This is a genomic window from Tolypothrix sp. FACHB-123 (genome assembly GCF_014697075.1).
Lineage (GTDB): Bacteria > Cyanobacteriota > Cyanobacteriia > Cyanobacteriales > Nostocaceae > Aulosira.
Map to the genome: position 1 here is coordinate 93181 of NZ_JACJRE010000009.1, position 20209 is coordinate 113389.

Consider the following 20209-nt stretch of genomic DNA (forward strand, 5'->3'; position numbering starts at 1 on the left):
TAAATAAGGCATCCTTGCTGAGTGAAGGAATCAAACTAACTGGGCGTAATGTTCTACCATATGAATCGACGGACTGAATTTGTAGTCGCGATCGCACCATTTATCGCCGAACCTGCTGGCGGCTGCTCCTAGCTGGTAAAATTGTACACTTATTGACATTTCGACTAGCGATCGCCTCATACTATCCATTGATTGATAAATTTCGGAGGTATTATGCTGTCAAATCGCCGAGGACAAAGAGTCCCCAATGTGACATTCCGTACTCGTCAAAACAATCAGTGGGTAAATATCACCACTGACGAGCTATTTGCTGACAAAACAGTGGTTGTTTTCTCCTTACCAGGTGCTTTTACTCCAACTTGTTCTTCTACTCACCTACCTGGTTATAACCAGTTGGCGAATGTGTTTAAAGAAAATGGTGTTGATGACATTGTCTGTATTTCTGTCAATGACGCCTTTGTCATGAATGAATGGGCAAAAGACCAAGAAGCCAGTAATATCACTTTAATACCTGATGGTAACGGTGAATTTACTGAAGGTATGGGAATGCTCGTAGATAAATCAGACCTGGGCTTTGGTAAACGCTCTTGGCGTTATTCCATGCTGGTTAAAGACGGTGTAATTGATAACATGTTTATCGAACCAGAAGAGCCAGGAGATCCCTTTAAGGTATCTGATGCTGAAACAATGCTCAGATATATCAATCCCCAAGCTGTGAAGCCGAAACTAGTGTCTTTATTCGCCAAAGTAGGTTGTCCTTACTGCGCGCGCGCTAAAGCTTTACTCAAAGAACATGGCTTAAATTATGAAGAAATTGTCTTAGGTAAAGATGTAACTACTCATTCTTTAAAAGCAGTTACAGGTGCGACAACAGTACCCCAAGTATTTATCGATGGACAACTTATTGGTGGTTCCGAAGCCTTAGCAGCTTATTTTGGTGAAGCATAGTTAATAGTCAATGGTCAATAGTCAATGGTCAATAGTTAAAAATTGTTGACTGTTGACTGTTGACTGTTGATTGTGGTTACTGAGAGCTTCAAGAAGTTTTGATTTTTGATAAACCTAGTGCTGAGTAAGTTTTCCAGTTAAATGAATATACGTAAAATCATTCTTTTAATTACTTTGGTGATCCCTGGTTTAGCAGTGGTAGGGGTATCGCTTTATTGGTTTATTTTAGATTATGCAGCCCTAGGAAAAGCAGAAAATTATATAGAAAAGTTGGCAAAAGATAAGCAAGCGAATGATAGACAATTAGATTATGCCTATCATCGCACATTAGCTCATCGGATTAATGTATTTGCTGATGGTACTTGGGGTTTAATTGGTGGCGTAATTACTGGGCTTGGTATACATGGGATAGCTACTATTCAAGAGCAATCTCAGAGTAAAAATAAAGCAGAATAATTTGTAATACCAACCGAAACCCTTTGCTGTGATAGAAAAAAGAGCTTGGTAATAATATCACCAAGCTCTAAGTTATCTCAATCAATCATTGGAGGAAAAAGCTTTAAACTAAGCAGTAGGTTGTTCTAGATTAACTTTGACAACCTTGTTCTTTTCTTGCTCAGATTTGGGTAATGTCAGAGTCAAAATACCATCTTTATAATCTGCGGTGACATTGGTATTTTGAATTCTGGCTTTGAGCGGAATTACACGCTGAAACTTACCGTAATAAAATTCTGAACGAGTACCCTCTTGATTTTCAAATTTGCGTTCTGCTATCACCTTAACAGCATTTTCTGTGACTTCAATATCTACATCTTTTGCTGAAACTCCAGGTAGTTCGAGTCTAAGATACAATGTATCTTCAGTTTCTGTCAATTCTGCTGCTGGAGTTTTAAATGTTTGTCCTTGTAAATCTTCAAACATTTTTTCAATTTGACGTTGCACTGTAGTCATTTCAGCAAGGGGATTGTAGCGTAGAATAGCCATATTATTTCTAACCTCTAACTGTTTATTTACTGGAATTAGAATTTAATTCGTTGCTTTGATTCTTATATTAAGCATGATGAAAAGTTGTGTAAATTCGGTTTTTATCACCGCACTCGTGATGATTACCGCACTAAATTAGAAAAGTAATAATATTACGGTTTACGCTAATTTTACGGTTCGGTAAACTCGAATATAAATTACTATACATTATTCATTACTAATATCTAAAATGAGAGAGTTGCAGCGCTTCAAAGTATATTGGCACATTACTAAATACTCTTATCTACTAGCTGAGTGATGTGAGGGCTATAATAAAGCATCATCAGCAGGTAGCTGAGGAAAACTCAAGAACTCGACTTTCCTCTAAGAAATTGTATGGTAGTAAGTTATACTAATTAGACTTGTATTCTCAAGAACTTATCCCCGGTTGGGGAACGGAAAATGCGATAGCTTAATCTGAAAATATTATGAAGTATCATATTTGCGACAAAGAAGCGACACCCGAATGGCTCACCCTCGAATCCATCGATTACATTGCTGAGTGCTTAGAAGCTTGCGAAACACTGGAAATGTTAGCGGATTTACGCGCTATCTTCCCTAGGGTAGCGCTACGCTGCGCCAGTATCAAGGTAAATGCTGTACAACGTCAACGAATTGTGCAATGGTTACAGCGATTAAACCAAGATGAAGCTGCTGCATAAAGACTTTTATCAACAGAGAAAAAGCTGATTGTTGAGTTGAAGTAAATTACTAGCTTGCTTTATTTATTTATATATTTATTTATTTATTTATTTATTAATAAAAAATCATTAGTATTAACTAACAATTTATATATTTATTTATCTACAGTATTTGCCGACTTATTAAGGTATACCGTGCCACATGTGTCATAATATATCTATTTAATTACGCTTAAATTTATCAAACTAAAATTAAACTTAATTATACAAATTAACCAAAATAACGTGACAGATAGAGCGGTGCAAAAATTTTTGTGTCCTGAAAAAATTTTATATGATAATCACATTTTCGCCCTAAAGATAGAGACATTTTAAAAAAGTTACAGCACACTGGTAAGAGCAACTTTCAGCTTAAATCATGGTGTGAAAATGTGGCTCAAATATGGTGTAGATCGAGAGGATAAATTAATATGTATTGAAGATATCCCTAGAGGAAAGACTTCACTTAAGTGCCCTTATTGCCAGGGTAGCTTAATTGCTAAAAAAGGCAAGGTAAAAGAACATCATTTTGCTCACGAGCATGAAACTTGTCGCCCTGTAGCTAATCGACAATTTCCGACATTACCTCTGTATGACAATTTTAACATTCAGCTATCAGGAAAGGATTTAGCACAGTTAAAATTGCTGTGGCAGGAGTACGGAGCCAAAAATTATCCCATAAGTTCCTACTTAGTTACGCCTGGGTTGCTCAAAGCAGGAATGTTGAAAAAAAATGTATATTTCATACCACCTGAATATGAATTGAGCGATTTGGGTAAAATTCCTGTAGGCACGCTGGAATTAACTCGATTTAATGACGTACAGGAGCCGTTATTACTCAAAAAGCTGCTGAAATTAGAGTTGGATTTTGAACATGCTAAACATAAAAACTCTCCTGATTTGGCATATCGGCTGACTGATTTGAAGCTGTACCGCGCTCAACTCAAACGTGTCTTAGCTTGTCAACTCTATTTTTTGGAAATTGAAACTCAGAAAGGAATTTTCTACAAAATTGGAGTTACCACAAGAAATATGCAAGAACGTCTAGCAGAAATCAAACTAGATTTAATTGCACATTACCCAGAAAAAGTGAATATCAAAGTTCTAGGAACTTGGGAACACCGAGGGAATGTAGAAAAGTATTTCAAACACCGCTATCAAGAGTTTAACTATCTCATTGGTAGTTTAACTGAATATTACAAATTTAAGATTCAGGAGGCTAAGAATGTGTTACGCGAACTAGAACAAATGAAACCGTTAATACTCTCGGAGATTTTTATTGATATTCTGGAAGACAGTTCTAGTTTGGTAAAAATTGCTGCTTAAAAAGCATAAGCCTCAATCATTTTCAATAATTGGGCAAATAGTTGCATGAGAATTATCTGGCTTAATTTCCCAGCCAGAGAGTAAGCCGGATAATTCTTGTCTTAAAATCATCAATTGCTGAATTTGTTCATCAATAGCTTTTACCTTATCTTCTAGCCTAATCTTGATATGTTCGCAAGGTAATTCGCCGCTATCATGAACGTTTAAAAATTCTTTAATTTCCGATAAACTTAATCCTAAGCTTTGCGCGCGTTTAATAAAGTGCAGTCGCTCTAAAACATCAGAGTTAAATAATCTAAATCCACCCTCAGTTCTTCCTGATGATTTGAGTAAGCCAAGTTCTTCATAGTAACGAATTGTTTTAATGGGTACGCCGCTTTCTTTGGCAACTACACCAATCTGTTTTCCTTCTGCTTGGGCTAACATACTTACCAAACCCTGATTGTGATATGATTACGGATCATATAATAGACTCTCCATCTGACTGGAGAGTCAAGCAGGAAAGCGATCGCTCCCCAAGAAATAGAACATCGGCGGAACTTTGCCATCATCTCACACCCAGACGCGGTCAACTTCAATTTGAAGTGGTGCAGTTTCGGCTGATGAATGAGTATGGAGTAGAGACTTACTTAGAAATGCTACCTTATTCAATAGCGCGATGGGTAACAGTCGGCTGGGCTATTTTGGAAAAAGTAGGTCGTTTGTTCAGTAAAAGTAGAATAAAGACCAAAGTTAGGGCGAAAGTCTAAACTAAGGTACTCTCCTTTGAGTACAGAAGCTCAGGGTTTTGCGTAGCAAAATCCTGAGTAATTCACCGAACTAACTACGCCATCGAAGTGTCTTTTCTTTAATTGGATGAACAAAAGAAGCCCCCTGCATTTGAGAGCGAGCAAATTCTGCTTTCAATCTATAGTACCAACGGGCTTGAGCATCAGCATCTCCAACTAAAGTTAAGGGCGGATTATATTTCAAGCCTATTTGTTGTTTAAGCAAAATTTTTTTATCTTGATTGAGAAAACTGCGCGTGAACCACAGCAACAATGGTTGAAGAATAGGAAACCAAGATAAAGTTGTGTAAAACATAGTTGTTTCCTCGGTTTCAGTTTCGGAAATGGGAGTAATTGCTGTTAAGTTACAGACTAAATGTTTCTCGGTAGACACCTTCTCAATCCGAATTCCTGGCAAACGAAATGAGATTTCGATCTGTGGATTTTCTCCAAGCAACCGATAGAAAAAGGTTTGTTGTTCTAGTGGATGCTTCCGCATAGTAAAGCCGTACAAAGATGGTTCAAAAGTTTTGATTACTTCCTTGAGCGTTTGTGGAGAACGCCACCACCACGCCTGATGAACGAAAGCAATATGAGCAGGATCGATCAATCCGAATACAGCATGATCGACATTACAAGGAAAGCGGATCGATTCAACAGCTTGGTGAGTTTGATTGGCAAATTCAGGGATTTGTGGAATGTCTTCTAGTACTAAAGAAGTCTCATCATTTGACATATAAATCCATATATTGCCTTGTGCCTCCTTTATGGGGTAATCTTTCGTTTCACTTTTTTTAGCAAAGACTGTACCTGAGCGATCGCGACTAAAAACGATTTGCTCGTTTAAGAGGGTTTTTGAAAGTATTTGTCCAGGTTTTAGCTGCTTACTCGGTAATGCATAGTACCAAGTATTCCTTAAAAACAAAGGTATTTTAGCCATCTGATAATTAGTTTATCCCCTGAAGTTATGGGTGATACTCCAGTTTTTGCTGGTACTAGAGTTCCTGTTCAGACACTTTCAACAAAATTTGCCACAGTTCGATATGGCGGTAATTGTTGACGCAAATTAGGTTAGTCAGGCTAATTTAATCATAGTAGCTTCTGCCTGCGATCGCTCTCCAAAATCAGAATGCGATCGCTAATTCTGCAATTCGGTGATACCGTACTCTCGCCGAATTGCGCATCCTACAAGATTGGCGATCGCACTAGTCTCAAAAATTCCGCGATCGCTTACAACTATCTCAAGCTTAGGCGATCGCTAATTCTGCAATTCGGTGATGCCGTACTCTACCCGAATTGCGCATCCTACAAAATTGGCGATCGCACTAGTCTCAAAAATTTCGCGATCGCTTACAACTATCTCAAGCTTAGGCGATCGCACCCCAAAATTAAGAAGGCTCGCATTTTTAGAACAACCAATTCAAATTTACGATGTGCAAACAGCTAAAACTGTGCAAACTTTCAGCAGACATCTTCCCTATGAAGGCGTGAATATTACCGGGGTGACGGGAATTTCTGAGGGGCAAAAAATGAACCTCAAAGCATTGGGAGCAATTCAAGTTTAAATAATATCGGTAACGTTCTCTGTAGCAACTGCTTTCTGAGATTTGGGTTTACTCAGCAAAAACCACCAAATTTCTAAGCCCATTAATCCCAACCCGCCAAGAGTGACGGCTATTTTATTTCCTATTGGTTGTTCAATTCTTTGAAATTGATTGGTTTGGACTGTTGGCGATGAATGCGCTTCGTGGGATGTTTGCGCAACCACTTTACTAGACGCAATCCCGAATAATATCCCAAAACTAACTATACTACCAATCAATGCTGTTTTCTTCACCATGAAAGAACCTCCTATTTTATTGGGCTTTGCGTGTTAAAAGTCAGTAGTCAGTTGTTAGTAGGGGCTGGTTTATTAAGATCATCATTGATCGGCGAAGATATCCGTGAACCCGCCCGTACAGTTGTCAGTTGTCATTGGTTAGGGATGTCCAAAAAATAAATTATTCCCATGTCTGAATTCAATACAACTGTTTCTCTCCCCTGCTCCCTAGCCCCTAACCCCTTTAGGTTGAAAGTTACGCAAACGCAGAGCGTTAGTTACTACAGAAACTGAACTAAAAGCCATTGCTGCACCGGCGATGATGGGATTTAGCAACCAACCAAAGAAGGGGAAGAGAATTCCGGCGGCGATGGGAATCCCGGCGACGTTGTAAATGAAAGCAAAGAAGAGATTTTGGCGGATATTGCGAATTGTGGCGCGGCTGAGTTGAATTGCTGTGACTATACCTTGTAAATCGCCAGAAATTAAGGTGATGTCACTCGCTGCGATCGCAATATCTGTACCCGTACCAATGGCTATACCTACATCGGCTTGAGCTAAAGCTGGTGCATCATTAATTCCATCCCCAACCATTGCCACAATTTTACCTTCTGCTTGGATTGCTTGGACTGTAGCCGCTTTTTGATCGGGACGCACTTCGGCTAAAACCCGTTTAATCCCGACTTCTCGCGCGATGCTTTCGGCGGTGCGGCGGTTGTCACCTGTCAACATGACAACTTCTAAACCGAGTTTTTGTAATGCTTTTATCGCTTGGGTGGAAGTGGGTTTAATTGCATCCGCAATTCCCATTAATCCTTGAATTTCGCCGTCAACTGCTAACCATACGGCGGTTTTCCCCAAATATTCTAAGCGTTCTTTGTCCTGTTGCAAGGCTTGAGTGTTAATTGCTAATTCTTCCATCCAGCGTTGGGTACCAATTTGCACCAGCCTATGAGAAATATTACCTTGTACGCCACTCCCAGAAATTGCCTCAAAATCTCTCACTTCTGTTAATGGTACTTCCTGAGATTGAGCATATCTGACAACTGCTTCTGCTAAAGGATGTTCGGAATTGCGTTCTAAGGATGCAGCTAATTGAATTAACTTGATTTCGTTGCCGTTAGCTGTGCCGTTAACTGTGAGAAAATCTGTAACTGTCGGTTTACCTTGGGTAATTGTGCCGGTTTTATCTAGGACAATGGTTTGAATTTGATGTGCTAGTTCTAAGCTTTCTGCACCTTTAATTAAAATCCCGTTTTCTGCACCTTTCCCCGTTCCTACCATCACCGATGTGGGTGTAGCTAAACCTAAAGCACAAGGACAAGCGATAATTAACACCCCAACTGTAGTAATCAACGCTAGGGTGACATTACCCATGATGTTGTACCAAATTATAAAGGTAAAAATAGCGATCGCAATTACCGCAGGCACAAACCACCCGGTAACTTGGTCTGCTAATCTTTGAATCGGCGCTTTTGAGCCTTGGGCTTGCTGGACTAATTGGACAATCTGCGCCAATACAGTATCTTTCCCTACCCTGGTAGCGCGAAATTGGAAACTTCCCGTTTTGTTGATAGTTGCGCCGATAACTTCATCCCCTGCTTGCTTTTTCACAGGTACGCTTTCCCCGGTTACCATCGCTTCATCAACTGTAGATGTCCCCGCAACTACTTCGCCATCCACAGGAATTTTCTCACCAGGACGCACCAATACTACATCACCAATGGCTACTTGCTCAATGGGTACATCTATTTCTTTGCCGTTGCGAATCAACCGCGCAGTTTTCGCCTGTAAACCGATTAACTTGCGAATTGCTTCCGAAGTTTGCCCTTTGGCGCGATTTTCAAACAATCGCCCTAATAAAATTAAGGTAATTACAATCGCCGCCGTTTCATAATATACATCTGGCATCAATCCCTGGGCAATAAAAAAGCCGGGAACCAATGTGGCAAATAGGGAATAGAAATATGCGGCACTTGTACCTAAGGCAATTAGGGTATCCATTGTCGCCGCATGACGCTTTAAAGCTTTCCAGGTATTAATGTAAAACGAGTAACCACACCAAAACTGTACGGGAGTAGTTAGGATTAATTGCAACCAAGGGTTATGCAACCACATGGGGATGAAAGGCAGATTTAAGCCTGTCATCATCGGGAGGGAACCAATTACCAACACAATGCTAATAACGCCGCCTATCGTCACTTTTCGCTGTAATTCACGGGATTCTTGCAGACGATATCGTTTTTCTTCATCATCGTCTCCCGCCAGCAAGTTTTGTGCTTGTAGAGGATAAGCAGCATAACCGGCTGCATCCACCGCATCTTGGATAGCTTGTAAATCTGTGGTTTTGGGGTCATAATCTACAGTTGCTTGTTCCGCCCCAAAATTGACGCTACATTCATTCACACCAGGGACAGAACGAATTGCATCTTCTACACTTTTAGCGCAGGAAGCGCAACTCATACCGCGTAACTTTAATGTGGCATTTTCCATTTGCAAGCTCCAATTATTAAGTCATGTTCAAGATTAATTACATCTTGAATCCTCCAGTGAACTGGAGTGTCAAGGGGGGTAAAGAAGAAAATTGGAACTAAGCAGAATCCCCAGAGGACTGTTACAGTCTGTAACCCCAAATCTTACGACCAGAAAAATAGTAGTTGGTAGCGCTGGGGTGCTTGTCAAAAACGGTAAACTTAAACTCCTGCAAACCATCCGAAGCGATTACAATGTCACGTTGCATGTAAACATTTAGGTTAGGGCTGGGGTTGTAGCAATCGAGATCATCAAAAGCTAAAACGTTATTAACTTCTAGCTTGAGTTTACCGAGAATACTACTATTGAGCGTTAGCAATCTAAGCCTATAGTTACCAGCTTGTAGCACTCTCGAAAACTTAAAGCTGTCATTGATAGCCGGGGGATTTTGATAAATCTCTACACCGTAAAGGAATGACGTATTGATATCTGACCTAAGAGGATTCCCGGTTACTACCATGCTTTCATCGTGCCAATGGGTAAAGCTGGTAGGAAGAGTTACTACGGATTGCAAATTGTATAAAGGCATTACTCCTCTATTTGCTTTTTAGCGCGCATAATCCAAATTTTAATCTCTAATAAATCACGCGCCATAGTATTAAGCTTGGCTTCTATCTCGTCAAATCCGTGAGCTATACCCTGAGAAATATTTTGTTGATTATTTCTCAAATGATTAAAGTCACGCTCTGCGGATAGTTTGCGTTTTTCAAAATTACCATAAGTAATAAAAAGCCACACAATATTGCTGCCAAAAGCCAAGGTAAAAGCAGCCGCCGAAATAATTGTTTGAGTGGTCATAGGCTGCAAGATTTTTTTAAGTTAATTCCCGTACTAAAGCACTACCATTAGCGGTTGACCAAATGCCACTAATTACGCCAGTGTAATCAAAAGGTAATTCAAAGTATCCACCTGCCGATAATTTCACGGCAAAATCGCTGGTAGATGCAGTTGAGTCAAAATCAATATATAAATCAGCCGTGCTGTTGTTCCAAATTGTCGCGCCTTTGCGGTTGGAATTTAAAGCCAGGATAGTAACACTTGTAGCGCTAGAGTTAACGGTGCTAGGTGTAGAAGTGCTAGCAGTGGAAGGGGTAACGGTAACTGATGCAGGATTGTATAAAGCCATTACTCAACGCACTCCACAAAAGTTAATTTTGCTGCAAAAGCAGATACAGCGAACACTGCACCCAAGTAAAGGTTTTGAGAATTTACCTCATAGCTACCGCGAGGTTTTAAGATAATGCCTTTATTAATAGCTCCTCTATCAGCAGTCCCTAAGATTAAGGTGATATCCACTGAGCTATTATTAATAAAAGCAGCATATTTTCTTTCTGCATTAGCTTTTAAAATTTCCGTTTTGATATTTGCGACTAGATTTTTATCATCATTAGTGCAAGTATCAAATTTGTTATTGGATTCCCCAATTAATACATTATTTATTGCCATTTTCAACCCTGAAGCGCTTCTAATTTAAATGACCACTGAGCAAAATTACCGTCAGGGGTCAATGGTAAGTATCGAGATGCCCTGATAATTTGCGGAGTTCGCAGAACAAACAACTGGCTTTTTAATTCCTGGGGAATTTCAAAGCGGTAAACTGTGGGAGTATCTAAAACTCGGATGTAATAACGAACAGATGCACTGTTATCTATGTAAATAAACCGCAAGTAAGCAGCGCTTCTAAATTTCCATTTATCCCAATCATCCTGATTGACAATTGTGGTAGTAATTCGGAATGTTTCAGCAATAACTGAGCTAGAAAATGACTGCCAGTCATTACTGACAGTCAACTCCCCCAAAGACTGCCAACTAGCCACGACTTACAACACGACGACTAAAGCCAATTGACTTGATGGTTCCACTTCCACCACCGGTGATTGTGTAGGTATCATCTACCAATGCATCAAGGATTGTGGCTAATTTATCCTTTCCGCACAATAAACCTAATCGACTGCGACGACCGGCGGAAGTTGTAGTAATTGCAGTTACACGGCGCAAAATACCTTTTTTGAGCAGTTCTTTAACTGCAAATTCTGGTAAATCTTGATCAGTGTCTCCAGCCACAGCTACACCTGTAGCGGTAGCAATTGCGCCAGCATAAAGCCCAGCAGGCGCACGAAACGCATATTTGACGGTTGAAACAGTCGCAACATATTTATCTAACTTCGGCATTTTATCCTCTGGAAATTTGTTTTCTGCGTTGGTTTAAAGATTTGATTTGACCAGAAGCACCGCCAGTAATCGCAAAAGTTTTACTTAGTCCTGAGTCAAGCACCGCAGGGAAAACCAGCCGATTACAAAGCAAATCAAGCGAACGTCTTTTACTGTCAATTACGACAATTGCATTAAGACGAATTAATAAGCCTTTTAGCAACAAGCTTTTAACTGTGACTTCTGGATTATCTTGTTCATTGTCAGCCGCAGGATAAATACCTGTAATCGCGCTACCAATGCTCTGATATAGTCCGGCTGTTGATTTGAAATAGATTTTGTCAAAATCAACATTACTAATGTAGTACTTCTGAAGTCTGGGCATATTACCCAAGTCTGATACGTGTTGGGTAGTAAGCGGTTTTAATTTTAAAACTGTTATATGTACCGCCAATTAGAGTAGCTCTCGCTTGCATTCCTTTTTCAGAAGCCACTACCAAGGTTGATGTTTTGCGCTTGGTATTTGCGCCAATATAAGATATCTTGATTCGGCGTACTAAACCTTCTGCAACTGCACGTCCAACGGTGGTAGATGGTACGCCAGCAGGAGGATCACCAACTAATTTAACAACTCCAATAGCAGCGCCAAAAGAAGAATAGATATCTGGCAGTACTAATAAAACTCTATTTTCACCTGTTCCAACAACGTGAGGAACATTTTCAACACCTGATACTCTTGTAGCCATAAGCTGAGTTAGTTTTTTGATGCGAAACTATCTGATATTCCAAAGGAATAACACAGCATTAACAGCGTTCCGGCACTTGGAAACCTAATAGGTTTCCCTATGTTGTGGAATAATTTTTAATTTTTAGAGCATTTAAGTAATTAATGCAGTATTGCGATAAGTAGTATCTATTAAAAAGATTGGGGGTGCAGTGTTTCCAAAACTAACGTAAGCATACCGAAAGCGTAAGTTTGCTACTGGTCGGTATGCTCTGCGTTTATACTGCTTTCCTAATATTGTGTCATTACCAGTATTTTGATTAGTTGTGCTGTCTTTTTCTGGTGTGGAAACGTTTAATTTATTGATATCAAACGGTGAATCTATAACGTTACATAACTTTTGATACAACTCGATGCCTTCACTTTTGGAATTTACTAACCAATAATTACCCTTAGGAAATCCGTTGATTGGGTCGGTGTAACTTACTAAAACTTTTCCACAAGTGTAAATAGTTCCTTTGTTAGCATTAACAAACTGAGCTTTTACCTCATTGGCAAGTTCTATTAAATTGGCTTTAGTAATTGCAGGTAATGCTTGCCCAGCTTTAGATGCAAATTTAGTCAATCTGCATGTTTTTTCATGGTCGATGCGTTTCCCGTCGGCTGGTACTGCTTGGGCATCTTGGGAGAAGTACAAACATAATTTAGGATGCGCCGAAACATCTGTACTAGTATCTGTAGTACTACCGTAGAAAATAGATAAATTTTTACGAGAATAACCAATAACATCAAAAAATAGAGAAGTGCGTAAGTCCCAAGTAGCCTCATTATCACCGTCTACTAATCTGCAAGCTAACTTTAAACTTGAGCGAACGCTAGATAAATCCCCGTTACCTTGAATATCACTAAAAAATTTATCTACACGCCTGTTATATTCAAGCATGTATGTTTTTTGCAAGTGTTCCCATGAATTAAAATTTTCGGGTAAAGACATAATCAATCCTCACCATCAAATAAATCTGTAATGTCAAATGATGGAGGAGCGCTTACAGCTTTTCCGGCTTCTACATCAGCTTTAACCTTAGCTGCCTCACCCACATCTAAACCATCTTTTGTATCTGGTTCTTGTTTGACTGCTTTTACTAATTCAGTCGTTGAATTAGTAAGTTCTGTTACGGCATTAACGCCATCTACAGGAATTTGTGTGACCATTGCAACGGTGTTTGCCCCTTCCTGTAATTGCTGCAATTTAGTCATCCATTTATTATCAAATGATGGCTGCGGATTCATCCAGTTATAAGCCTTTTCGCCTACAACGCCCCAAATTCTTAGGGCATTTCCAATCTTCCCGGTGTAGCTACCAATTACTTCTAAAGCATTGGTAATTACAGAGTTTACATTCATTAACTGATTAAGAACATTGGTAGTCGCTTGATAGATGCGGTTAGCTTTTTGGAATGCCGCACTTAATACGGTGTAATTTTCTTCACCAATAATTCCCTTTATTAAGTTCTCGATTCCATTACTTATAAATTCACCTAAATTAAATGCCTGTCCGTCATCATCTTTTAATCCAATCAATGACAAAACGTTATTAATTGCAACTAGCAATGTCTGCCCAATTTCATTGGATAACATCATTGCATTATGGACGGTAACAGCAAAGGTCATTAAATTTAATGCTCTATCTAGCTGTAACCACTTACTAAACCTTGTTAGCTTTCCTGATAATCCGCCTGGTAATTGTTCGCCTAATTTAGTGTTTACTGTGTCTAACTTGCTATTTAATGCAGCAATACCAGCTAAATCTAAACCATTTAATAAAGCGTTTAATTGGTCAAGCTTATTACTGTTTTGGTTGCCTTGATTTTGAATATTATCTAGTGGTTGACCTAAGCATTTGTCTGGTGCGGTTAATTCACAAACTCCAGTTTTTATCTCTTCTACCGTTGGTGATTTTGGTGTAGTTGCTGGAATGAAAAGCGGTGGAATGCTGGGTAATGGTTTTGTGGGGTCTTGGTTTTTAGGCGTTGGGCTAGTTGCATCGGGTGTTGGCTCTTTCTTGTTTGTTCCTGGTAGCCCGTTTGGTGGTTTGGTACTTGGCCCGCTAATTGTGACGCTTCCACCGCTTCCGAGTGGCACGGGTTGGGCGTTGGTGTCGCCAAAGTTTGGTGGTTTTGGGGATGGGCCAATATCAGTTGAAAATGTTACCGGTGCTGGGAATGATTGATCACCACCATTGGGGCTAGGTGTTGGGGATGGGCTTGGCGCTGGATTGGGGTTAATTCCTGGGTTGCCACTTGGGCTGGGTGCTGGACTTGGGCTAGTTCCTGGCAGTTCGCCGCCTAAGTTGCCTGGGTTGGTATTGGGGTTTGGGGTTTGTCGTGGTGCGGGGAATCCGTGAGGCATCCAATCATATTTATCACCGCGAGGTGAACCGCCTGGAGCAATGCCACCTACACCATAATTATTTGGGGCTGGGTTTGGCTTGGCTTGTGGCTCTCCCCTTGGCGGTGCGTAGCTTTGATTGCCTGGGTGGAAGTATGAATTTGAAGCGCGATTGTCTGACGGTATTTGCTCTGGAGTTCCTGTACTCGGTTCAAATACACCGTCTAAAGGAGTGATTTTTACATCTTCTATGCGCTGAACATTAAAAGATTGGGTTGGACTATTTAAAAGTACAAACTGGATGGGGTCTGTTTTGTATTCTTCAATATTTCCATAAAGATATTCGCCGTGACACTCGATTGTTACTAGATTTGGGGTAATTGTAATTTCACCAATTGGGCCCCACAGAATAAAATAATCAACTACTAAAACATTCGCCCCTTCCCCCACAATTCTCATTTGAACTTTGTAAGGTTTGGCATATCTTCCCGAAGGTTGGAGTTTTCCTGTATATCCTTGTGACGGTGGTGTAGCAGACGGAGGGAATGCAGTGCGGTAAATGGCATCTGCTAGCATTCCCCCCAAAAATCCACCAATTGCACCGCCAATAAAAGTACCAGCCGGGCCAAACGAGCTACCGACTACCGCACCGGCAACCGAGCCAGCGAAGTTACCAGCTGCACCAAATCCAACTTGTGCCGGAGGTTGACCAGCAATAATCCTAAATCCTGCATCGATTCCCGCACCTATCGCCGCACCGCCATAAATTCCGGCTGCTGGCTTGGGTAGCGAGCTTGGGGGCATCGTCGCCGGCTTGGTAATTGGCGGCGGTAACTCTTGGACGAGTACCCCCGGCGCTGGGTGAGCAGTGGCGTTAATTTTCGCTGATGGTCTAGCACCACTGCTGTTTGGTGTTGGTGGTAGCTTGGCTGAATTTGGTGTTCCTGGCTGGGTTGGGCTTTTGCTTGTTGGTGTTGGTTGTTCCCAGGCTGGATTACGATCAGTGATTCTTGGTGTAGGCGGTTCAGCCGTTGGGGTGCGGTTTCTTAGTGCATCCCGTTGAGCTTGCTCACGCTTGTAAACTTCCTCCATTCTGGCTTGCTCTCGCTGGCGCTGCGCCTTAAATTCGGCATCTCGTGCAGCTTGCTCCTGGAGTGCTACTGAGCGTTCAAGGCTACTCATTCGCCTAGGGGAATTAGGCGGATTTGGCTTGAGTTCTCCCAAGGGAATATTAATCGGCTGGGCTGATACTGGTCGCTGTGTCGCCAAGCTTTCAGCAAGGTCAGCTTGTGACCAGTTATTGGATCTAAATGCTGGACTATCAAACTCAGCCATTAGTTTGATGTGAAGATACTAGGAATGGCTGTATTGCTTAAATCTTGGGCATAAGTCCACAACTTAGATCCGCCAGCGAGATAATCAGGTGACATTTGAATTGAATTTCTGATCAGCGCTCGATATTTGTTATCGGCTTGTACGTAAAAAATTCCTGCTTGGCTTACACGCTCGGTGTACCCTACTCCTTCGATAGCGGTCAAATCAGGGTTGATGTTTGCCAAAGTCAACCCGGCCCACACTGCCAATTTTTCTAAAGTGTTGATTTGGCTAGGAATTTGGGTAGCAATATTTAATGCTGTCATGGGGAGAATTTTTAATTACTTTTCTCCGTTTTATTCAGCTATCAAAATATATGCAATCTTCCACTTTTATGTAAAAGCAGAATAATCACTGATTACGTGTAAGTCTTGTCAGAGTTAGGATTGAGCGACTTATTACTAATAGTTAATTGGTGAAATATTCCGGTTTTACCTCTGCGACAGGTAAAACCGGAAGCTTGAACAAACAATTATTTATCAATGAAAAACAACCGAAATGGACAATCGGCTATTATCACCGACAGTGATTATTCTAAAATCCGCAAGCAGATAAAAAGCCGTAAGTACAAATTACTTTTAGATTTAGGTTGGTACACTGGCGAACGCTGGGGTGCTTTGGTGCAGTTGCAAATTTGTGATGTTTTTGATGATGACGGTAAACCGAGAGAGTTTATCAACTTTCGCGCCAGGACTCGCAAGGCTACTCCGGACGGTAAGCGCAAAACGCGCCAAGTCCCGGTGCATCCAATTCTTAGGGAAACTTTAGCTAGTTACAAACCCGAAAATGATTCTGTTTGGTTATTCCCTGACCGGGAAGGCAATGAACCAATTACTCTACGCTGGGCTGACATGATTTTGCGATCAGCTGTGGATAAGGCCGGATTATCGGCTAAAGGTATCAGCACTCATTCCACCCGCCGCACTTTTATAACCAAGCTGGCTAAACGTGGGGTAGGTTTGGCGACTATCAAAAAAGCCACTGGTCACACGGATTTAAAGGTTTTATCTCGCTACATCGAGGTTAGTGACGATGATGTCAAGGAAGCAATAGCTAGTTTATGAATAACCCTGTGTTTCTACAAGTTGAAATTTTCTATCTAAGGTTGCAGAAGGGAGAATATGACCACCCCTTTGATTTGGCTAAAGCATTGGAAAATTTAGCTGACATGGCCTGGGATGAAGTTGAGGAACTTTACCAGCCATCGTTTAGGATTGACCCATAAAAGGTGTATCACCTCATTGTTTTGCTTAACGCGATCGCACTTCTGAACACCCTGATTCCCAGAAACGCGATCGCATTTTTTGTAAGTGCTTTATTGCTAAACTTGCCGTGTTACACGGCAATTGAGGCGATATGAGAAATCAAACCACTTGGGAATCTGGTAGCACTTGGAACCACGGCGAAACTACTACAATTCGTGTACCAATTGCGCTAGTACCAGAAGTCAAAAGATATGCTAGAGCGATTGATAGTGATTTCCGTTCCGTCTCCCAGCGCGTGGGGGATGCTTCCTTGGTTCTTCAGGCGATAGAAGCGTATATACAGTACAAACGCACTAAACACCACCCAAACCAGCACTCAAGGGAACTCGACATTAACACCCGTGCTTGGGACGAGTTGCGGAAGTTTCGCCAACTGCTCAAAGACAACCCATCAGCTTTGGGGCTTGAGTAATTGCCTGATGTATTCTGGCGATTCTCCATCCGCGATCGCAATTTCTACATCTTCTTTTTTGGCTTTAGCGATTGGGTTGGTCACACTGCCAATGTGAATACAATTTTTCTTTCTGCCTACCATCCAGCAGTAGCGGTAGTAATAATATTTTTCACCGTTACGCTTTACCCAGTACTCTTGCACCCAGTGAGTTTGTTCGTCCGCAAATTGTTTAGGTGTAGGTTGTGTAACTTGCGGACGAACATTTTCCGTAGTGAAAAGGTTGGGAACCACCGAGTTACCCAACCCTTTTGGTGGAAGTTCTAATTCCCCATACTTACCTACAGATGAAGAAACGCTATCACCCTCAGTTTGGGGTTGTCTAGTAATTTCATCCCAGTAGGGGTCAGATTTTGGTTTAGCAACTTGTACAGGATGAATTGTGAATAGAGAAAGTTGTTCATTCATGACTTATACTTCCCCCCGCTAATTCATCCCATATCGTTGTATTCCCAATAACTTGAATAAGCTGATTTTGACTGTGTGGCTGTTCCCAGTATCGATGTCTTAAACAGCTACGTATCCAGCCTGGAGGATTCTGTATTTTCTCAATTCCACCTCGTAGATTAAAGAGAATAATAGCTACTTGAATTTCGCTGTAGGGACGGTCTAAAACCTCTTTCTCGCTTTCGTCAAAATGTATACCAACTTCTGAGAGAGTCGCTTGGTTGCTAATAATATTAGAATGCTGCTGCTGTATATCAGCCTGAACGGAAGAGTTATTGTTTGGTGTGGGTAAATTGTAAGTCGAGTTACTGTTTTGTAAATTTTTTTCTCGCTTCTTTCTCGGTGGCTTCAACCAATCAAGCGGTCTAACAAGTAACTTAAAAATCTTCCAACTGTACTGTTTTACTACTTGAATTACCCGATGTTCGCAAAGTATCTCGAATATTTTTTTAAGATAATTGTGGGCATAAGGTTTACCCCTATTTTTTGCTACCCATGCATTGAATTCTGATAAATCTGGCTCTACTTCTTCACTGATTGAGCCTTGTCTCATTAGCCACTGCCATAGGACTTTAGCAGCATTAGGTATCTTGTTTTTGTAGCAAAATGATTCGTGTTCTTCAGTCCAGGGAAGTGTTACAAGGTTGCTATTTTGTGTCATAATACTTGCAGTTTTTAAAGCATTTCTTTGCCAAAAGCCTTCCAATCTCTGACAAGTTTTGGTTGGCTTTTTAACTTTTTAGGTATTGGAAATCAGGCTATTAACCACTCATTAATACCCATTAGAAAACCGTCATTACTAGATGCAATGACGGTTTTATTCTTTTATTTCTATTGCTTTTAACTCGTTCCGACGTTCGCGGAGAATCTCTGCTTGCTGTTCGTGGTACGCCAACTGCTTTTCTGTTTCGTCAATTAGCTGACTAAGGACTTTCCCAGCGACTGCTTCACCTGACTGTTGCCCGGTGCTAATAGGATTTGATTCTCCGCTATTTTCTCCACTAGTTCCGACCTGGTAAGTCCCATGCTCTTCGCTAGCTGGTCGAAAAGCTCCCATGCTTCGGGATTGACTTTCAGGCTTACACCCTTCACTTCTCGCCCTGATTTCGGACGACCTCTGCTGGCCATGTTGCACTGTCATAATGAACCACTCAATTATTGCATATCCAGAAATCTATTATTGACCAAGGTATCTGGATATGCAATATTATACTATTAATGGAAATCTAAAAATCCATTAATGCAACGTTCTTGCACGTTGCATGTACCTGATGCCCAATGCCCAACACCAAACCCGCCAGAGATAGCAGCCTGTGCTAGAGAAAGACCTGCTAGTGAGTTGGGGAAAAACCGTAAACCTTAGCTAGGAGAAAGACTTTAGACCAAAAAAACCTGATTAATGCACGTTACCAGCAGAAATTACACCAATCAGCCAGCATGTGATGTGTGCTGGCTTTCACTCCAAACCCGCCAGAGATAGCAGCCTGAGCTAGAGAAAGACCTGCTAGTGAGTGAATGACCAATAACCAATGACCAATAAAAAAGCGACTGCACTATCTACCAAAGTGCGATCGCGTTATGTGAGTAAGTCAATTACTAGTGATTTATCAAATCTTATGCGATGGATAATTTATACACCACACCGCAAGCCTCACAGATAACGGGAATACCGGAAGGAACAATTCGCAGCTGGTTAAGCCGACACCCTGGGGTATTCCAAATCGATGTTCATCTAATTGCGGACGAACACGGCCAAAAACTTTGGACTGAAGCCGGAATTGACTTATTGCGTTCCCGTCGTGCATCGAAAAATGCAGCAGATGACGTTGCGGAAAATGATGCAGGCGATTTACTGGAATCGTTGCTAGACCATTCCGCCGAAACTCTAGCGCTTGAATATTGGCGACTGTTACCCGGTCGAGTGCTGCACAGAATTAAGCAAATGCAGCAAAACCCAACACAGCAACAGCGTCAAGTTATCCAAACCTCAGTTCGCGCCGCAATTAATGCAGGTACTGAGCATCTACTCTTGCCCACATATCAACCAATTCTGCTGGGGGGAGATGAACAACCAACAACAAACGACTAACAAAGTAGTTCCCTTTACCGGGGAATTTTACGTTCAGCCTCAGCCATCTGCACCAGTTGCAGCCAGTAACGCACCTTACGCGATCATGATTGCATCTGCACTGGTTGCAGGATTGGCACTTGGGGCAATTAGCACTTATCAAAGTTCGGATCAAGTGCAATTACGCCAGATGAAAGCTGATGCCCAACAACTCGAAAAAGTTAAAACTCAAGTTTGTAGGTAACT

General features: G+C 41.2%; 33 protein-coding genes and 1 pseudogene. 14 read left to right on the top strand and 20 right to left on the bottom strand.

What is annotated here, in order from left to right; genetic code table 11:
• Nucleotides 1-30: 30 nt before the first annotated feature.
• On the bottom strand, nt 31-159 hold the full coding sequence (locus H6G41_RS35695; protein ID WP_277878063.1) for a hypothetical protein: 129 nt from the start codon (nt 157-159) through the stop codon (nt 31-33).
• Nucleotides 160-213: 54 nt separating this feature from the next.
• Here H6G41_RS35695 and H6G41_RS08815 point away from each other — a divergent pair, with 54 nt between their 5' ends.
• Both H6G41_RS08815 and H6G41_RS08820 read left to right on the top strand, forming a co-directional pair.
• On the top strand, nt 214-948 hold the full coding sequence (locus H6G41_RS08815; RefSeq protein ID WP_190745561.1) for a glutathione peroxidase: 735 nt from the start codon (nt 214-216) through the stop codon (nt 946-948).
• Between the two features lie 141 nt (nt 949-1089).
• Entirely contained in the window at nt 1090-1404 is a 315-nt protein-coding gene (locus tag H6G41_RS08820) for a hypothetical protein (RefSeq protein WP_190745563.1), read from the top strand.
• Nucleotides 1405-1512: 108 nt separating this feature from the next.
• On the opposite strand, the gene H6G41_RS08825 is transcribed toward H6G41_RS08820, so the two are convergent.
• A complete protein-coding gene (locus H6G41_RS08825; protein ID WP_190745564.1) occupies nt 1513-1932 on the bottom strand; it encodes an Hsp20/alpha crystallin family protein in 420 nt (139 codons plus the stop codon).
• Nucleotides 1933-2399: 467 nt separating this feature from the next.
• On the opposite strand from H6G41_RS08825, the gene H6G41_RS08830 reads away from it, so the two are divergent.
• Nucleotides 2400-2633 (top strand): hypothetical protein, encoded by a 234-nt coding sequence (locus H6G41_RS08830; protein ID WP_190745566.1) that lies wholly within the window; start codon nt 2400-2402, stop codon nt 2631-2633.
• A gap of 408 nt (nt 2634-3041) precedes the next feature.
• Complete coding sequence (locus H6G41_RS08835; RefSeq protein WP_190745567.1) at nt 3042-3977, top strand: GIY-YIG nuclease family protein; 936 nt, start codon at nt 3042-3044, stop codon at nt 3975-3977.
• A 12-nt stretch (nt 3978-3989) separates the two neighbouring features.
• Here H6G41_RS08835 and H6G41_RS08840 read toward each other — a convergent pair whose 3' ends face one another.
• Complete coding sequence (locus H6G41_RS08840) at nt 3990-4403, bottom strand: heavy metal-responsive transcriptional regulator (RefSeq protein ID WP_190745569.1); 414 nt, start codon at nt 4401-4403, stop codon at nt 3990-3992.
• Between the two features lie 140 nt (nt 4404-4543).
• On the opposite strand from H6G41_RS08840, the pseudogene H6G41_RS35010 reads away from it, so the two are divergent.
• A pseudogene (locus H6G41_RS35010) lies at nt 4544-4723 on the top strand (peptide chain release factor 3); the annotation flags it as partial.
• 73 nt (nt 4724-4796) lie between these two features.
• Here H6G41_RS35010 and H6G41_RS08850 read toward each other — a convergent pair.
• On the bottom strand, nt 4797-5684 hold the full coding sequence (locus tag H6G41_RS08850; protein WP_190745571.1) for an aromatic ring-hydroxylating dioxygenase subunit alpha: 888 nt from the start codon (nt 5682-5684) through the stop codon (nt 4797-4799).
• A gap of 6 nt (nt 5685-5690) precedes the next feature.
• Between H6G41_RS08850 and H6G41_RS08855 the strand changes: the two genes are divergently transcribed.
• Both H6G41_RS08855 and H6G41_RS08860 read left to right on the top strand, forming a co-directional pair.
• Complete coding sequence (locus H6G41_RS08855; RefSeq protein ID WP_308796148.1) at nt 5691-5804, top strand: DUF433 domain-containing protein; 114 nt, start codon at nt 5691-5693, stop codon at nt 5802-5804.
• Between the two features lie 217 nt (nt 5805-6021).
• On the top strand, nt 6022-6309 hold the full coding sequence (locus tag H6G41_RS08860; RefSeq protein WP_190745573.1) for a hypothetical protein: 288 nt from the start codon (nt 6022-6024) through the stop codon (nt 6307-6309).
• Here H6G41_RS08860 and H6G41_RS08865 read toward each other — a convergent pair.
• The 13 genes from H6G41_RS08865 to H6G41_RS08925 form a co-directional block, all read right to left on the bottom strand.
• Nucleotides 6306-6584, bottom strand: coding sequence for a hypothetical protein (locus H6G41_RS08865; RefSeq protein WP_190745575.1), 279 nt, complete (start codon nt 6582-6584; stop codon nt 6306-6308). The two genes, H6G41_RS08860 and H6G41_RS08865, sit on opposite strands and share 4 nt — an antisense overlap.
• A gap of 207 nt (nt 6585-6791) precedes the next feature.
• Nucleotides 6792-9056: a heavy metal translocating P-type ATPase gene (locus H6G41_RS08870; RefSeq protein WP_190745577.1), complete on the bottom strand. Its 2265-nt coding sequence runs from the start codon at nt 9054-9056 to the stop codon at nt 6792-6794.
• Between the two features lie 121 nt (nt 9057-9177).
• The gene (locus tag H6G41_RS08875) at nt 9178-9624 is read right to left on the bottom strand and encodes a hypothetical protein (protein ID WP_190745579.1); all 447 of its coding nucleotides are present in this window, start codon (nt 9622-9624) and stop codon (nt 9178-9180) included.
• Nucleotides 9624-9893 (bottom strand): hypothetical protein, encoded by a 270-nt coding sequence (locus H6G41_RS08880; protein WP_190745581.1) that lies wholly within the window; start codon nt 9891-9893, stop codon nt 9624-9626. The genes H6G41_RS08875 and H6G41_RS08880 overlap by 1 nt, the downstream gene beginning before the upstream one ends.
• 16 nt (nt 9894-9909) lie before the next feature.
• Nucleotides 9910-10221: a hypothetical protein gene (locus H6G41_RS08885; protein ID WP_190745583.1), complete on the bottom strand. Its 312-nt coding sequence runs from the start codon at nt 10219-10221 to the stop codon at nt 9910-9912.
• The gene (locus tag H6G41_RS08890) at nt 10221-10541 is read right to left on the bottom strand and encodes a hypothetical protein (RefSeq protein ID WP_190745586.1); all 321 of its coding nucleotides are present in this window, start codon (nt 10539-10541) and stop codon (nt 10221-10223) included. The genes H6G41_RS08885 and H6G41_RS08890 overlap by 1 nt, the downstream gene beginning before the upstream one ends.
• A 2-nt stretch (nt 10542-10543) precedes the next feature.
• Nucleotides 10544-10912: a hypothetical protein gene (locus H6G41_RS08895; protein WP_190745588.1), complete on the bottom strand. Its 369-nt coding sequence runs from the start codon at nt 10910-10912 to the stop codon at nt 10544-10546.
• Entirely contained in the window at nt 10905-11267 is a 363-nt protein-coding gene (locus H6G41_RS08900; RefSeq protein WP_190745590.1) for a hypothetical protein, read from the bottom strand. Before H6G41_RS08900 ends, H6G41_RS08895 begins: the two co-directional genes overlap by 8 nt.
• Before the next feature lies 1 nt (nt 11268).
• On the bottom strand, nt 11269-11631 hold the full coding sequence (locus tag H6G41_RS08905; RefSeq protein WP_190745592.1) for a hypothetical protein: 363 nt from the start codon (nt 11629-11631) through the stop codon (nt 11269-11271).
• Between the two features lies 1 nt (nt 11632).
• Nucleotides 11633-11992, bottom strand: coding sequence for a hypothetical protein (locus tag H6G41_RS08910; protein WP_190745594.1), 360 nt, complete (start codon nt 11990-11992; stop codon nt 11633-11635).
• Nucleotides 11993-12124: 132 nt separating this feature from the next.
• Complete coding sequence (locus tag H6G41_RS08915; RefSeq protein WP_190745596.1) at nt 12125-12964, bottom strand: hypothetical protein; 840 nt, start codon at nt 12962-12964, stop codon at nt 12125-12127.
• 2 nt (nt 12965-12966) lie between these two features.
• Nucleotides 12967-15693, bottom strand: coding sequence for a hypothetical protein (locus H6G41_RS35700; RefSeq protein WP_190745598.1), 2727 nt, complete (start codon nt 15691-15693; stop codon nt 12967-12969).
• A complete protein-coding gene (locus H6G41_RS08925; protein WP_190745600.1) occupies nt 15693-15998 on the bottom strand; it encodes a glucose-6-phosphate dehydrogenase in 306 nt (101 codons plus the stop codon). Before H6G41_RS08925 ends, H6G41_RS35700 begins: the two co-directional genes overlap by 1 nt.
• Nucleotides 15999-16214: 216 nt before the next feature.
• On the opposite strand from H6G41_RS08925, the gene H6G41_RS08930 reads away from it, so the two are divergent.
• From H6G41_RS08930 to H6G41_RS08940, 3 genes are all read left to right on the top strand, one after another.
• Nucleotides 16215-16796 carry a site-specific integrase gene (locus tag H6G41_RS08930; protein ID WP_190745602.1) on the top strand — a complete coding sequence of 194 codons (582 nt, stop codon included), beginning with the start codon at nt 16215-16217 and terminating at the stop codon, nt 16794-16796.
• Entirely contained in the window at nt 16793-16957 is a 165-nt protein-coding gene (locus H6G41_RS08935) for a hypothetical protein (protein WP_190745604.1), read from the top strand. Before H6G41_RS08930 ends, H6G41_RS08935 begins: the two co-directional genes overlap by 4 nt.
• Nucleotides 16958-17088: 131 nt before the next feature.
• Nucleotides 17089-17409, top strand: coding sequence for a hypothetical protein (locus tag H6G41_RS08940; RefSeq protein WP_190745606.1), 321 nt, complete (start codon nt 17089-17091; stop codon nt 17407-17409).
• On the opposite strand, the gene H6G41_RS08945 is transcribed toward H6G41_RS08940, so the two are convergent.
• From H6G41_RS08945 to H6G41_RS08955, 3 genes are all read right to left on the bottom strand, one after another.
• A complete protein-coding gene (locus H6G41_RS08945; protein WP_190745608.1) occupies nt 17389-17856 on the bottom strand; it encodes a DUF4102 domain-containing protein in 468 nt (155 codons plus the stop codon). The genes H6G41_RS08940 and H6G41_RS08945 overlap by 21 nt on opposite strands.
• Complete coding sequence (locus tag H6G41_RS08950) at nt 17849-18556, bottom strand: hypothetical protein (RefSeq protein WP_190745610.1); 708 nt, start codon at nt 18554-18556, stop codon at nt 17849-17851. The genes H6G41_RS08945 and H6G41_RS08950 overlap by 8 nt, the downstream gene beginning before the upstream one ends.
• 254 nt (nt 18557-18810) lie before the next feature.
• Nucleotides 18811-19023, bottom strand: coding sequence for a ribbon-helix-helix protein, CopG family (locus H6G41_RS08955; protein ID WP_190745612.1), 213 nt, complete (start codon nt 19021-19023; stop codon nt 18811-18813).
• Between the two features lie 112 nt (nt 19024-19135).
• Between H6G41_RS08955 and H6G41_RS35705 the strand changes: the two genes are divergently transcribed.
• The 4 genes from H6G41_RS35705 to H6G41_RS08965 all read left to right on the top strand — a co-directional run bounded on the left by H6G41_RS35705 (nt 19136) and on the right by H6G41_RS08965 (nt 20207).
• Nucleotides 19136-19258 carry a hypothetical protein gene (locus tag H6G41_RS35705; RefSeq protein ID WP_277878064.1) on the top strand — a complete coding sequence of 41 codons (123 nt, stop codon included), beginning with the start codon at nt 19136-19138 and terminating at the stop codon, nt 19256-19258.
• A 166-nt stretch (nt 19259-19424) separates the two neighbouring features.
• Complete coding sequence (locus H6G41_RS35710) at nt 19425-19556, top strand: hypothetical protein (RefSeq protein WP_277878065.1); 132 nt, start codon at nt 19425-19427, stop codon at nt 19554-19556.
• Nucleotides 19517-19984, top strand: coding sequence for a hypothetical protein (locus tag H6G41_RS08960; protein WP_190745614.1), 468 nt, complete (start codon nt 19517-19519; stop codon nt 19982-19984). The genes H6G41_RS35710 and H6G41_RS08960 overlap by 40 nt, the downstream gene beginning before the upstream one ends.
• Nucleotides 19959-20207 (top strand): hypothetical protein, encoded by a 249-nt coding sequence (locus H6G41_RS08965; RefSeq protein ID WP_190745616.1) that lies wholly within the window; start codon nt 19959-19961, stop codon nt 20205-20207. Before H6G41_RS08960 ends, H6G41_RS08965 begins: the two co-directional genes overlap by 26 nt.
• Nucleotides 20208-20209 lie beyond the last annotated feature (2 nt).

Bases quoted from the DNA above. Each gene is read 5' to 3' on its own strand.
- H6G41_RS35695 (WP_277878063.1), bottom strand. From the start codon at position 159: ATGTCAATAAGTGTACAATTTTACCAGCTAGGAGCAGCCGCCAGCAGG.
- H6G41_RS08815 (WP_190745561.1), top strand. From the start codon at position 214: ATGCTGTCAAATCGCCGAGGACAAAGAGTCCCCAATGTGACATTCCGT.
- H6G41_RS08820 (WP_190745563.1), top strand. From the start codon at position 1,090: ATGAATATACGTAAAATCATTCTTTTAATTACTTTGGTGATCCCTGGT.
- H6G41_RS08825 (WP_190745564.1), bottom strand. From the start codon at position 1,932: ATGGCTATTCTACGCTACAATCCCCTTGCTGAAATGACTACAGTGCAA.
- H6G41_RS08830 (WP_190745566.1), top strand. From the start codon at position 2,400: ATGAAGTATCATATTTGCGACAAAGAAGCGACACCCGAATGGCTCACC.
- H6G41_RS08835 (WP_190745567.1), top strand. From the start codon at position 3,042: ATGTGGCTCAAATATGGTGTAGATCGAGAGGATAAATTAATATGTATT.
- H6G41_RS08840 (WP_190745569.1), bottom strand. From the start codon at position 4,403: ATGTTAGCCCAAGCAGAAGGAAAACAGATTGGTGTAGTTGCCAAAGAA.
- H6G41_RS08850 (WP_190745571.1), bottom strand. From the start codon at position 5,684: ATGGCTAAAATACCTTTGTTTTTAAGGAATACTTGGTACTATGCATTA.
- H6G41_RS08860 (WP_190745573.1), top strand. From the start codon at position 6,022: ATGCCGTACTCTACCCGAATTGCGCATCCTACAAAATTGGCGATCGCA.
- H6G41_RS08865 (WP_190745575.1), bottom strand. From the start codon at position 6,584: ATGGTGAAGAAAACAGCATTGATTGGTAGTATAGTTAGTTTTGGGATA.
- H6G41_RS08870 (WP_190745577.1), bottom strand. From the start codon at position 9,056: ATGGAAAATGCCACATTAAAGTTACGCGGTATGAGTTGCGCTTCCTGC.
- H6G41_RS08875 (WP_190745579.1), bottom strand. From the start codon at position 9,624: ATGCCTTTATACAATTTGCAATCCGTAGTAACTCTTCCTACCAGCTTT.
- H6G41_RS08880 (WP_190745581.1), bottom strand. From the start codon at position 9,893: ATGACCACTCAAACAATTATTTCGGCGGCTGCTTTTACCTTGGCTTTT.
- H6G41_RS08885 (WP_190745583.1), bottom strand. From the start codon at position 10,221: ATGGCTTTATACAATCCTGCATCAGTTACCGTTACCCCTTCCACTGCT.
- H6G41_RS08890 (WP_190745586.1), bottom strand. From the start codon at position 10,541: ATGGCAATAAATAATGTATTAATTGGGGAATCCAATAACAAATTTGAT.
- H6G41_RS08900 (WP_190745590.1), bottom strand. From the start codon at position 11,267: ATGCCGAAGTTAGATAAATATGTTGCGACTGTTTCAACCGTCAAATAT.
- H6G41_RS08905 (WP_190745592.1), bottom strand. From the start codon at position 11,631: ATGCCCAGACTTCAGAAGTACTACATTAGTAATGTTGATTTTGACAAA.
- H6G41_RS08910 (WP_190745594.1), bottom strand. From the start codon at position 11,992: ATGGCTACAAGAGTATCAGGTGTTGAAAATGTTCCTCACGTTGTTGGA.
- H6G41_RS08915 (WP_190745596.1), bottom strand. From the start codon at position 12,964: ATGTCTTTACCCGAAAATTTTAATTCATGGGAACACTTGCAAAAAACA.
- H6G41_RS35700 (WP_190745598.1), bottom strand. From the start codon at position 15,693: ATGGCTGAGTTTGATAGTCCAGCATTTAGATCCAATAACTGGTCACAA.
- H6G41_RS08925 (WP_190745600.1), bottom strand. From the start codon at position 15,998: ATGACAGCATTAAATATTGCTACCCAAATTCCTAGCCAAATCAACACT.
- H6G41_RS08930 (WP_190745602.1), top strand. From the start codon at position 16,215: ATGAAAAACAACCGAAATGGACAATCGGCTATTATCACCGACAGTGAT.
- H6G41_RS08935 (WP_190745604.1), top strand. From the start codon at position 16,793: ATGAATAACCCTGTGTTTCTACAAGTTGAAATTTTCTATCTAAGGTTG.
- H6G41_RS08940 (WP_190745606.1), top strand. From the start codon at position 17,089: ATGAGAAATCAAACCACTTGGGAATCTGGTAGCACTTGGAACCACGGC.
- H6G41_RS08945 (WP_190745608.1), bottom strand. From the start codon at position 17,856: ATGAATGAACAACTTTCTCTATTCACAATTCATCCTGTACAAGTTGCT.
- H6G41_RS08950 (WP_190745610.1), bottom strand. From the start codon at position 18,556: ATGACACAAAATAGCAACCTTGTAACACTTCCCTGGACTGAAGAACAC.
- H6G41_RS08955 (WP_190745612.1), bottom strand. From the start codon at position 19,023: ATGGCCAGCAGAGGTCGTCCGAAATCAGGGCGAGAAGTGAAGGGTGTA.
- H6G41_RS35705 (WP_277878064.1), top strand. From the start codon at position 19,136: ATGCAACGTTCTTGCACGTTGCATGTACCTGATGCCCAATGCCCAACA.
- H6G41_RS35710 (WP_277878065.1), top strand. From the start codon at position 19,425: ATGACCAATAAAAAAGCGACTGCACTATCTACCAAAGTGCGATCGCGT.
- H6G41_RS08960 (WP_190745614.1), top strand. From the start codon at position 19,517: ATGGATAATTTATACACCACACCGCAAGCCTCACAGATAACGGGAATA.
- H6G41_RS08965 (WP_190745616.1), top strand. From the start codon at position 19,959: ATGAACAACCAACAACAAACGACTAACAAAGTAGTTCCCTTTACCGGG.